General features: G+C 32.7%; 10 protein-coding genes. All 10 read right to left on the bottom strand.

Annotated features, from left to right (window positions below; translation table 11 throughout):
- A partial coding sequence (locus B0A80_RS14410) for a WbqC family protein (RefSeq protein ID WP_089077699.1) occupies positions 1-561 on the bottom strand: 561 nt, incomplete at its 3' end.
- Positions 562-564: 3 nt separating this feature from the next.
- Complete coding sequence (locus tag B0A80_RS14405; RefSeq protein WP_089077698.1) at positions 565-1,647, bottom strand: DegT/DnrJ/EryC1/StrS family aminotransferase; 1,083 nt, start codon at positions 1,645-1,647, stop codon at positions 565-567.
- 85 nt (positions 1,648-1,732) lie between these two features.
- The gene (locus B0A80_RS14400; RefSeq protein ID WP_089077697.1) at positions 1,733-2,806 is read right to left on the bottom strand and encodes a Wzz/FepE/Etk N-terminal domain-containing protein; all 1,074 of its coding nucleotides are present in this window, start codon (positions 2,804-2,806) and stop codon (positions 1,733-1,735) included.
- A gap of 9 nt (positions 2,807-2,815) precedes the next feature.
- On the bottom strand, positions 2,816-5,335 hold the full coding sequence (locus tag B0A80_RS14395) for an SLBB domain-containing protein (protein ID WP_089077696.1): 2,520 nt from the start codon (positions 5,333-5,335) through the stop codon (positions 2,816-2,818).
- Positions 5,336-5,384: 49 nt separating this feature from the next.
- Positions 5,385-6,431: a dTDP-glucose 4,6-dehydratase gene (gene rfbB, locus B0A80_RS14390; protein WP_089077695.1), complete on the bottom strand. Its 1,047-nt coding sequence runs from the start codon at positions 6,429-6,431 to the stop codon at positions 5,385-5,387.
- Positions 6,432-6,443: 12 nt separating this feature from the next.
- Entirely contained in the window at positions 6,444-7,451 is a 1,008-nt protein-coding gene (locus B0A80_RS14385) for a mannose-1-phosphate guanylyltransferase (RefSeq protein ID WP_089077694.1), read from the bottom strand.
- 31 nt (positions 7,452-7,482) lie between these two features.
- Positions 7,483-8,796, bottom strand: coding sequence for a nucleotide sugar dehydrogenase (locus B0A80_RS14380; protein ID WP_165769260.1), 1,314 nt, complete (start codon positions 8,794-8,796; stop codon positions 7,483-7,485).
- Positions 8,797-9,065: 269 nt separating this feature from the next.
- A complete protein-coding gene (locus tag B0A80_RS14375) occupies positions 9,066-9,530 on the bottom strand; it encodes a UpxY family transcription antiterminator (protein ID WP_089077693.1) in 465 nt (154 codons plus the stop codon).
- Between the two features lie 83 nt (positions 9,531-9,613).
- Entirely contained in the window at positions 9,614-11,005 is a 1,392-nt protein-coding gene (locus B0A80_RS14370) for a UDP-glucose 6-dehydrogenase (RefSeq protein WP_089077692.1), read from the bottom strand.
- A 28-nt stretch (positions 11,006-11,033) separates the two neighbouring features.
- Entirely contained in the window at positions 11,034-12,017 is a 984-nt protein-coding gene (locus tag B0A80_RS14365) for an SDR family oxidoreductase (protein ID WP_089077691.1), read from the bottom strand.

The raw sequence follows: 12,017 nt of genomic DNA, 5'->3' as shown, positions 1-12,017 counted from the left end.
ACCATGCTGCGCAAAACTTTCTTTGTTGTACAATTCTTTCCCTCCTAAAGGATTAATATAACTAGATGATTTATTTCTCTTAACAATTTCAATTAATCGACTTTCCCTATCTAATAATTTTGTGTCAACATAATCTAAAGACGAAAAGCTAAAAATAGTTTTTAAATCTAAATATTTAGAAATACTAATAACCGATTCATACGCTAATTCAGCTATCGAGATATATTCTTTTTCAAGAATATCTTCGATTAATTTATAAATTTCATTAAAATATGGTGCTTTTTTATAAGATTGCTCGAGTGTTCGAAAAAATTTAACTTTCCATTTTATCAATAATTGATTATTTATTTCAGTTTTTTTTATAGTTGCAAAAGAACTAACTTCTTTTAGTGGAATTGTAAAAATGAACTCCTTTCCCCCAACTAATATTTTATTTCTATTAATCCATCCTTGCTTAATAAAATTAACATCATCATAAAAAACAAAAACATCAACAGATTTAATTAATTGAAAATATCCAATGTAAGGAAAAACATAAGGTTGCATTACCGCTACTGACATATGTTAATTATTTTGAACTTCAATCATTAAACTACAGATAAGATCAACTTCTTCAATAGTTAAGTCACTATACAAAGGTAAACATAAGACTCGTTTAGAAACTGTATCAGTAATTAAAAAGTCTTTCGGTTTTAGATAAGGCAATGCATTTGCCAGCGAAGGATAGAAATAGCGTCTTGTAAAAATTTCATTTCCATCTAAAAATGATTTTATTTTCAATAACAATTCCTCGCTTTCGAGCACTATCGGATAATATGCATAATTTACATTTGCCATCTCGTGCCAATCTGGCCTGTAGAACTTTAAAGTTTTTAATTTATCGTTATATCTATCTGTTAATTCCATTCTTTTACTGTTTACAAAAGGCAAATACTTCAAATTAATCAACCCCATTGCTGCGTGAAATTCTGAATTTTTACCATTTATTCCTAATTCAGAAAAAGAATCAAATCCCGAAATACCAAAATTTCTTATAGAAGAAAGTTTTTTTTGTAAATCTTTATCTTTTGTAATAATTAAACCACCTTCAATTGAATGATAAAGTTTTGTTGCATGAAGGGAACAAGTAGAAATATCACCATATTCAAAAATGGACTTTCCCATCACTTCAACACCAAAAGCATGAGCTCCGTCATAAATTACTTTCAAATTGTATTTTTTTGCGATATTGTCAATTGCAACTACATCACAAGGATTACCATATACATGAGTCGCTAAAATAGCCTGTGTTTTATCGGTTATGGCTTTCTCAATTTTAGTTACATCAATATTTAAACTTCTTTCATCTATATCAACAAAAACTGGTACACACCCTTCCCAAACAATACTTGATGTTGTTGCCACAAACGAAAAAGGTGTTGTAATGATCTCTCCCGTAATATCTAAAGCTTTAATTGCCATTTGCAATGCTACGGTACCATTTGTAACATATAATAAATGGCTGATTCTGAGATAATCTCTCAATTTTACTTCAAGCTCACTAGCAAGAGGCCCCATATTAGTCAACCATTGACGTTTCCAAATTCCATCTAGAATTTGCATATAATCCTCCTTAGGAGGCAAAAAAGGTTTAGTAACAGGTATCATTTTTTTTATAAAATTTATAATTTTCGTTTCATCAAAAAAACCTTAACAGATTTTTTCACTAAAAGATTAAGTCACAAAGAAAGTACTATAACATTATATTTCTCAAAATTCTTCTTAAAATCAAAAAAATAGTAACAAGAATAAAAGCTATTGTCCCGCCAAAAACTATCCCTTTAATTTTTCCAAATTTCTCCCTTTTTAAGGGTAAAATTGGCTTATCTATTACTTGTATTAAAGGCGTTTCCTTTCGTAAAGTAACTTTAGCTAATTCAGATTGCTTTATTAATTCAGTAAGAATTGCAGTATTAGCTTGTACGTCAACCTGCCTTCTTACAGAAGGAGCCCGACGAACATTCAATGCTGGATTTAACATAAATGTATTATCATTTGCAACTGCAACTCCTCTTATAGCACCATTTAACTCTCCTTGAATAGAATCCACCTGACGCTCTAGAATTGACATGTTTAATCTTGCTTTTTTACTTTTGCTTTGGACATAAAACATCCCTACTTCTTTAGCTAAAGCCTCACAAAAATATTTTGAAAACAATTCATTTGTTGAAGAAACGTCAATATTAATAATGCTTATTTTTTTATCTTTTTGCGCTACGGTTAAAGCTTCTTTCGATAAATCCCCATAAATCTCTCCCAAAATACTATCATGCATTCGAGAAAATAATTTACGATCTTTATTTGGCAAAAATTCAATCTTAGCAAGTTTTGAATTATCTTTCCATTTTTTACGCCATTCATTATTCTGAATATACATTTCAGCTAATGAAATAACTTTATTATTAATTTTAACTGGCGATAACAAAGTCTTCTCGACCATAGATCTTGATTTAAACAACTCTGTTAAATTAGACCCAACAAAAATGCTTCCACCTCCAGAACCCAGATCTAGACCAAGTGAACTTGCTAAACCAAGAGCACTTCCAATTCCACCACCTCCGCTTTTTTCATCTTCTAGAGCGAATGATAAAGTTGCAGTATAAATTGGTTTCTTTATAAGTGAATAGGTTAAGCCAAAAACTGCACCTAAGAATGCAATTCCAATAATAATCTTCCATCGAGAAAGTAGATAGTTGTACCATTCACTTATTTTTTCTAATAATTCTTTTAACGAAATTTGATCGTTTTCAGTAGATTTATTCTCCATTAAATTATTTTATTTAAAAGCAGTAACTATTAATAACGCTAAACTAGAAATTACGCTTCCAATACCAACCCATTCTCCTGCTGTCATTTTTTTAGTTTGTGGTTTTTCAGGAACTACAATTTGCGAATCAGGCTCTACCCTAGGATAAGATCTAAAAAACAAAAATGATGTAGTTACAGAAGCTTTACCGTTAGGATAAATAATATAAGCTTTCTTTTTCCATCCTTTACTATCAACCCCTCCTACAGAATTTATATAATATTTAAACCCTTTTCCGCTTCTATATGGAATTTCAGAAGTCAATAATACATTTCCAGTTACTTTCACGCCTTCATTGTAAACAGCAACTTCAATTTCGTCGCCTGGAAATAAAGTAACGTTGGAATAGTGATTTTTATCTTTCACAATCTTTTCCCAATTTACGGGAATAGTCGCGAATTTTAATTCGTCTCTAAGTTTTTTAGATAATTTAGAACTAAGTGTATCTTTTTCTTTTAAATTTAGACCTTCCTGTTTTGGTTTCAGCGCTTCTTCTTCCGCAGTCAATTTTTTATCCAAATTAAGATTTACAGTTTCTAATTGTTCAATTTGCTCTTGCTTTATTGGCCTTTTTATTTTCATACCATCCAGGTTCGCAATAGATGTTAAACCTCCTGCTCTCATTACAACGTTGTAAACCGTTTCTTTTTTATTTGCCAGAACATATTTACCTGGGTAGGTAACAGCTCCACTTACCTTAACCATTTGAGGCTTTTCATAAACTGCCATTCTTCTTATGTTGATCACATCAAAAGGCTTTAACACAAAATTTTTGATCTGCTCGTTGTTATCAGCGGTAATTTCAAGCTCAACCAATTCAATTTTTTTTGGGTCAGCATCATCGATTACATCAGATTTTACCATTCTGGCTATTTCAACTCTTTTTGATGCCGATCCAGTCAAACCACCAACCTGTACTACTAGGTCATTTAAAGTTAGATTTTCAAAATACTCGTATTCACCGGGGTTTTTAACTTCCCCGTCAATTGTTACTTTATATTCCTCTCTAAACTCTAAAATAGAATACACTGTAACAATATCTTCTCTTTTAAGCTCCAAATCAGCATTTAAATCTCCAGATAAAGCAGCACTTAAATCCACATTAACAATTTCAGTTGTTAAATCGGTCTTCAAACGGATAATCCTTGCTCTCTTACTGTAAGCATCTTCTTTAAGTCCTTCAGCTCTGGTAATAAGATCTGAGACTCTCATTCCTTCACTATAAGAGTAATAATCTGGTCTGAAAACAGCTCCTTCAATTTTAATACGATTTTCGAATCGGTTCAAAATCTTTGTCACCTTGAACACATCTCCTGATTGCGGAACATAGGAACCATATTCACTTTCGTTGATATCATGAACTTTAAATTCCTTTCCTGTTTTCTGAAGTACATTTACTGAAGCAGTATAAGCAAACTCATTGAATCCTGAGGCAAAATTTAAAAGATCAGAAAACTTTTCTCCTTTTTTCATCTCAAAAATCCCTGGTCGTTTCACCTCTCCCTCAACTGTAACTCTTTGAGTATAAGCAGGAATTCTAATAACATCATTATCCTTTAAACTAACGTTATCTGACTGATCACCTTTTACTAAAAACTTATAAATATCAACATTCTTGTAAACTCTGTTATTTCGAATCAATTCTATATTTCTATAACTGCCATTCTTACCTGGACCTCCTGCTAAATGAAGTGCATTATAAACAGAGGCAAGAGAAGAAATCGAATAATTACCTGGCTGTTTTCCCCCAACAATTGTTACTTTAATTGTTCTAATATCGCCCAAGGTAACACTAACCTGAGATTGTCCAGATCGAACCGTACTATAAACTCTTGCGATCGCAGTTTTTATTCTTTGTGAAGCAGCTTCGATTGACATTCCGGATACTGCTATTTGCCCAACATTTTGAATTGAAATTTTACCTTCAAAATTAACAGGAACAGTATCATCAAACTGTTGAATACCATATATACTAATTTCTAACTTATCACCTGGTCCTAAAATATAGTTTACCGGTGTTGCCATTTTCAAATCCGGCTCAAAATTTAAAGTTGGGCTATCAAACAATTCGGATCCAAAAATCAAAGCGTTTAATGAATCTTTAATTTTTTCATTTTTAATTTTTTCCTGTTTTCTTCCAAACTCAGAATCTTTATCAAACTCTTTTAACTTATCCTCTTTACTTTTATCTTTATCTTTCGAGTTCTTATCTTTGTCTTTACCGTTTTTTTTCTCATACTCCGTTACACGTGTCCTTAATTTATCGAATTCACTTTGAGTCATCCCTTTTGACAATGCCATAGACTGAACATCATTGATAGTAGCATTATTGCTCTTTAACTGAGCAACAATCTTAGCGATTTCATCATCAGATAAATAATCAACTTTTATAGTACTTAAATCTTTAGACCTTATTAAATCTTGGGCATTTGTATTAAAAGACGCTAGTAAAATAAAAAACAAAGCAAGAACGTATATTATCTTTTTCATATTTGAGTTAAAATTTAACCTTAAGTTTGATTGAAACGAAATGTTTATTTTATGAGTATTGTTTGTGATAATAATCTTTATAAGAACCAGAAGTCACATTCTGTAACCACTCTTCATTATCCAGATACCAATTAATCGTTTTTTCTAAGCCTTCTTCAAAAGTAACTGAGGGCTTCCATCCCAATTCTTTATTAATTTTTGAAGCATCTATCGCATAACGCAAATCATGCCCGGGTCTGTCTTTCACATAAGTAATTAATTCTTTTGAAGTCCCTTCCGGTCTACCTAATTTCTGATCCATGATCTGACATAATAGTTTAACCAAATCTATATTCTTCCATTCATTAAAGCCTCCAATATTATACGTTTCATGATTTTTACCTTCGTGAAAGACCAAGTCTATTGCAATAGCGTGATCTTCAACAAAAAGCCAATCACGTGTATAATTACCATCACCATATACCGGTAAAGCTTTATTATTGATAATATTATTTATAAAAAGAGGAATTAATTTTTCAGGAAAATGATAAGATCCATAGTTATTAGAGCAATTAGTCAAAACATAAGGCAAACCGTAAGTTTCTCCATATGCTCTTACAAAATGATCAGAACTGGCTTTTGAAGCGGAATAAGGAGAATTAGGATCATAAGAAGTTGTTTCTGTAAAAAGTCCTTCAGTTCCAAGTGAGCCATAAACCTCATCCGTACTGATATGGTAAAAACGCTTTCCTTCAAAATTTCCTTTCCATTGATTCTTTGCTGCGTTTAATAAATTCATTGTTCCTATTACATTCGTTTTAACGAAAGCTAATGGATCTTCAATCGAACGATCCACATGAGATTCAGCAGCTAAATGTAAAACACCGTAAAAGTTATGTTCCGAAAAAAGTTCGTTTATAAAAGTTTCATCTACAATATCTCCTTTTACAAATGTATAGTTAGACTTATCCTCTATATCTTTAATATTCTCAAGATTTCCGGCATATGTCAACGCATCTAAATTAAAAACCTGATACTCAGGATATTTATTTACAAAACGTCTTACTACGTGTGAACCAATAAAACCAGCACCGCCAGTTATAAGAATTTTCCTCATTTTACTTTCTGATTAATTTAATAATTCTGAATTTTGCCTTTCTAATGCGCTATATATGTCTTTCACATCTTGAGAATTCTCCTTTTGAAGAATCAAATTTGCAGTATCTGTGTGAACAAAAATAGTATTTTTTAATCCTAAAAAAGTTGTATAACTATCACATCCTATCACCATATTACCATTTACATCTACTGGATGTCCTTTTGACACCAAATATTCATATACCGACTCAAAAGAACCTAGATCTGACCATGAAAAAGAAGCTGGAACTACTTTAATTTTTTTACTTCGTTCCATAACAGCATAATCTATACTTATTGATGGTATTTGTTTTGACAGGTCCAAATCTAGAAACCCTCCTTTAGAAGTCTCCCAAACCGCTTTTGACTTTTCATATACATCCGGTTGAAATTGTTTTAACTCATCTAACAAGACCCCGGCTTTAAAACAAAACATTCCACTATTCCATAGAAAATTACCTCTTGCTATAAATTCTTTCGCTGTTGTTTCATTTGGTTTTTCTCTAAAAGATAAAACATTATCGTCTTTTGACTCGATATAACCATATCCAGTTTCAGGTTTTGTAGGTATAATTCCAAACGTCACGATAAACCCATCATTTGCTTTTGCAATCGCTTTCTGAATAGCATTATTATAATCATCCATTTTATCAATAATATGATCAGACGGAGTTACAATTAAAATATCATCAGAATTAGATGCGAAAGCAGCAAAAGCAATTGCCGCTGCAGTATTTCTCGGTGTAGCTTCAACAATGTTTAGATAATTCGTTTTAGTTTTGTTCATTACTTTTCCACTCAGATGGTGGTTATCAACATTACCAACAACCATAACTTTATCCGCTAAATGACTATTGCGCTCAACAGTAATTTCAAACAAAGATTTATTCTCAAATATTTCTAGATATTGTTTTGGCTGACTTTTACGAGAAAGTGGCCATAACCTACTTCCTACTCCTCCTGTTAGAATTACATGTATAATTGAATTGTTGTCTTTCATTCTTTTTTAAATAAAAAAAGGAATTTATGCACTATAGCCTGTTATCAGCTAAACTACCTAAGACTCCTTTTACATCGTATAATAAACTATTTTCTTTCTGCAACTCTGAAAAATCCAGATTTAAAAATTCAGCATGTGCTACTCCAAGTACAATAGCATCGAATTTTTCTTTTGGTACAGAATTAATAGTTTGTAATTTGTATTCTTTTTTAACTTCCTCTATACTGGCTAAAGGATCATATAATGTGACTGTTATTCCGTATTCTTTTAACGCTTTGATTACATCAACAATCTTTGTATTTCTAACATCCGGACAATTTTCTTTGAAAGTAATTCCTAGCATTAACAGATTAGCTCCATTAACAGAAATTCCTTTTTTTATCATCAGTTTTACCACCTGGGCAGCTACATATTCCCCCATACTGTCATTTAAACGTCGTCCTGCCAAAATTATTTCAGGATGATATCCAAATTCTTGAGCTCTCTGTGCCAGATAGTAAGGGTCTACACCAATACAGTGTCCTCCAACCAATCCAGGTTTGAAGGGTAAAAAATTCCATTTTGTAGAAGCTGCTGCCAATACCTCCTGAGTATCAATATCCATAAGATTGAATATCTTGGCTAACTCGTTTACAAAGGCAATATTAATATCTCGTTGTGAATTTTCGATCACTTTAGCTGCTTCCGCAACTTTTATTGAAGGTGCCAAATGGGTTCCGGCAGTAATTACAGATTTATAAAGAGCATCTACTTTTTGACCGATCTCCGCAGTAGACCCTGAGGTTACCTTTAGAATTTTCTCAACAGTATGTTCCTTATCACCAGGGTTTATTCTTTCAGGCGAGTATCCTGCAAAAAAGTCTATATTAAATTTTAACCCGGAAACCTTTTCTAAAACCGGCACACACTCTTCCTCCGTTACACCAGGGTATACAGTCGATTCGTAAATCACAATATCACCTCTTTTTAATACTCTACCAACTGTTTCGCTAGATTTATATAACGGAGTCAAATCAGGACGATTATTTTTATCTACCGGAGTAGGAACTGTTATCACAAAATAATTACAATCTGCAATATCTTCTATAGAAGTTGTGCAGTACAATCCTTGTTTGTCACCAGAATTATCGACCAAAACCTTCTGTAAAGTTTCGTCATCTATTTCCAATGTAGTATCTGTACCTGATTTCAGAGAAGCAACTCGTCCTTCATTGATATCAAAACCTACAACGGCAAATTTTGTAGCAAATAATCTGGCCAAAGGCAAACCAACATAACCTAAGCCTATAACGGCTATCTTTATGTTTTCATCCAATTTGTATTCTTTTTTATCCACTTCAGTCATTTCAATTCACGGCTCCGCCCTTCTGAGTCACATTTTTTTGCCCCAGACACCCTACATTTATTTTCGGCAAATATAGTATATTAACTCAAGTTAATCAATACGCTTTCCCGTAATACCCAAAAAAACGGACTATTAAAAAAAACTAAATCCAACAATCCTCTATCAATCAGCATGCAAAAAATTATATTATAAAAAAAACAGAGAAATAAAATCTCAAATTAAAGAATTTTACCCTCTGTTTTAAATGAAATAGTTAAACTATAACTATTTTATTTGTATTTTATTTTAAGCACACATCCCAAAGATTCCAAAACCAATATATAATGTGTATTTGACACTTCCTGAACTATCGCTTCCTGATTACTAAAAGCGCCGGATTCTATTTTAATTCGATCTCCAGCCTGAATTGAAGTTACTGATATATCGCTTATATTTGGAGCTTTCAGACTTGCTTTTATACTATTAATTTCTTCATCGCGAACTATGGCCGGTTTCCCCAACCAAAACAAATAACGAACTACCCCGGCTATTTGGAAAACTGAATTTCGATCAATATCTTTCAATTGAACGAATACGTAAGAATTAAAAAGAGGGACTTCAACTTTCTTCTTTCTATCTGACCATTCTTTCACTTGCGTAATTAATGGACAGTAACATTCAATACCCATTTGAATCAGTCTATCCGCAACTTTCTTCTCCCATTTCGGTTTTGTATAAACAACATACCAATTCATAATTTTCCTTTACAATGAATAAAATCTCCAACACCCTCTTCTTCCCTATTTTATATTGAATTTCACTTCAATACCTTTTTCAATTAGGAACCAATCCCATTATAAATAAAACCAATTGATTCTAGTTTTTTTGCATCCAAAATATTTCTGCCATCGAAAAGAAAAGCTGGCTTATGCATAGAATCGTATATCTTTTGCCAATCGTACATTGTAAACTCGTCCCATTCTGTTAAAATAGCAACTGCATGAGCATCTTTACATGCGTCGTAAGCGTTAGCAAACGTTGAAACTGCTACATTGTTCTCTTCCGTTGACCTCGTTTCTAAATAATTTAAATCATTTAATATCTTAGTTTTTGAAACTTTCGGGTCATAAACAGAAATTTTTGCCTGTTCATTAATCAAATCATCTGCTACATAGATTGCCGCAGATTCTCTTGTATCATTGGTGTCTTTTTTGAAAGCCCAACCTAAAAATGTAATTTTCTTATCGGCGACAGTATTGTATAAAGTCTGGACAATCTTACTTGAAAATCTTTTCTTCTGATGATCGTTCATTATAATTACTTGTTCCCAATAATCTGCTACTTCATTTAATCCGTAAGATTTTGCAATATACACTAAATTAAGAATGTCTTTTTGAAAGCAAGAACCTCCAAAACCAACTGATGCCTTTAAAAACTTTGGTCCAATTCTGCTATCCATTCCAATGGCACGGGCAACTTCATTAACATCAGCACCTGTTTTTTCACACAATTCGGACATTGCATTTATAGAAGAGATTCGTTGTGCCAAAAATGCATTTGCGGTTAATTTAGACAATTCCGACGACCAAACATTAGTAGTCAAAATCTTTTCTTTGTCTACCCAATTTGCGTAAACATCAACCAATGCACCAATTGCTTCCTCACCTTCCGGTGTTGTATCTCCACCAATTAAAATTCGATCCGGATTCAACAAATCAGTAACCGCAGTCCCTTCGGCCAGGAATTCCGGATTTGATAAAATTTGAAACTGAACTCCATTTCCTGTATTATCCAAAATACTTTTAATAGCTTCCGCTGTACGTACTGGTAAAGTTGACTTCTCAACAACAATTTTGTTTTCCTTTGCAACTTTTGCAATTTGTCGGGCACATAATTCAATGTATTTTAAATCAGCTGCCATTCCCTTTCCCTTACCATAAGTCTTGGTTGGTGTATTTACTGAAATAAAAATCACCTGAGCCTCATCAATTGCTTTTTCAACTTCTGTCGAAAAAAATAAATTCCTTCCTCTGGCCTCCGCTACTATTTCTGAAAGCCCAGGCTCATAAATCGGAATATTATCCGTATTTGGATCATTCCAGTCTGCAATTCTTTGTTCGTTCAAATCGACAACAGTCACTTGAATATGTGGGCATTTTTGAGCAATTACCGCCATAGTTGGACCTCCAACATAACCAGCGCCAATGCAACAAATTTTTGTAATTTTCATTTACTATACTATTATCTTGATCTTTATTTTATTTCAAATTTTTCCAATACCAGCTCACCGCTTCTTTTAATCCTTCCTGTAAAGAATATTTAGGATCATACCCCAGCATTTTTCTTGCTTTATCAATGCTTGCTAATGAATGTGGAATATCTCCTGCACGATTTGCCCCATAAACTATCTCCACGTCAGAAATTTTAGAATCAAATGCTACTAAGTATTCCTTTAAATAACCTACTAAATCATTTAAAGTATTTCTATCGCCAAAAGCGGTATTATAAACTGTGTTTATGGCTTCCGGATTCTGACTCGTCATTGCCAATTCATTCATCTGAATTACATTGTCTATGTAAGTAAAATCTCGGGAATAATTTCCATCCCCATTAATTACAGGACTTTCATATTTCATTAACTGCATAACAAACTTTGGAATTACAGCAGCATAAGCTCCATTAGGATCCTGCTTTCTGCCAAAAACATTAAAATATCGCAATCCAATAGTCTCTAATCCATAAGTTTTACTAAAAATCTCAGCATAGAGTTCGTTTACATATTTTGTAATGGCATATGGAGACAAAGGCTTTCCTATTACATCCTCAACTTTCGGTAATCCCTGAGAATCCCCATAAGTTGATGAACTAGCTGCATAAATAAATCTTTTAACTTTCGCATCACGAGAAGCGGTCAGCATATTTAAAAAACCGGAAACATTCACATCGTTTGTCGTAATAGGATCATTAATTGATCTCGGAACAGAACCTAAAGCGGCCTGATGCAAAACATAATCAGCACCTTCAACAGCTGAAATACAGTCGGCAAAATTTCGAATATCTCCTTCAATTAATCTAAAATTAGGATTTGAAATAAAATCCTTTAAATTATGACGATGACCTGTCGAAAAATTATCCAGACAAACCACTTTATACCCAAGTCCTAAAAAATACTCCGATAAATTTGATCCGATAAATCCAGCTCCACCTGTAATCAAAATTGTATGTTGTTTTGATGTACTCAT

The sequence above is a fragment of the Flavobacterium tructae genome, from assembly GCF_002217475.1.
Lineage (GTDB): Bacteria > Bacteroidota > Bacteroidia > Flavobacteriales > Flavobacteriaceae > Flavobacterium > Flavobacterium tructae.
This window is presented reverse-complemented; position numbering and strand designations above follow the sequence as displayed.

Coding starts and splice junctions, on each gene's coding strand:
- B0A80_RS14380 (WP_165769260.1), bottom strand. CDS start 8,796: ATGACTGAAGTGGATAAAAAAGAATACAAATTGGATGAAAACATAAAG.
- B0A80_RS14370 (WP_089077692.1), bottom strand. CDS start 11,005: ATGAAAATTACAAAAATTTGTTGCATTGGCGCTGGTTATGTTGGAGGT.
- B0A80_RS14375 (WP_089077693.1), bottom strand. CDS start 9,530: ATGAATTGGTATGTTGTTTATACAAAACCGAAATGGGAGAAGAAAGTT.
- B0A80_RS14395 (WP_089077696.1), bottom strand. CDS start 5,335: ATGAAAAAGATAATATACGTTCTTGCTTTGTTTTTTATTTTACTAGCG.
- B0A80_RS14400 (WP_089077697.1), bottom strand. CDS start 2,806: ATGGAGAATAAATCTACTGAAAACGATCAAATTTCGTTAAAAGAATTA.
- B0A80_RS14405 (WP_089077698.1), bottom strand. CDS start 1,647: ATGATACCTGTTACTAAACCTTTTTTGCCTCCTAAGGAGGATTATATG.
- B0A80_RS14385 (WP_089077694.1), bottom strand. CDS start 7,451: ATGAAAGACAACAATTCAATTATACATGTAATTCTAACAGGAGGAGTA.
- B0A80_RS14365 (WP_089077691.1), bottom strand. CDS start 12,017: ATGAGTACATCAAAACAACATACAATTTTGATTACAGGTGGAGCTGGA.
- rfbB (WP_089077695.1), bottom strand. CDS start 6,431: ATGAGGAAAATTCTTATAACTGGCGGTGCTGGTTTTATTGGTTCACAC.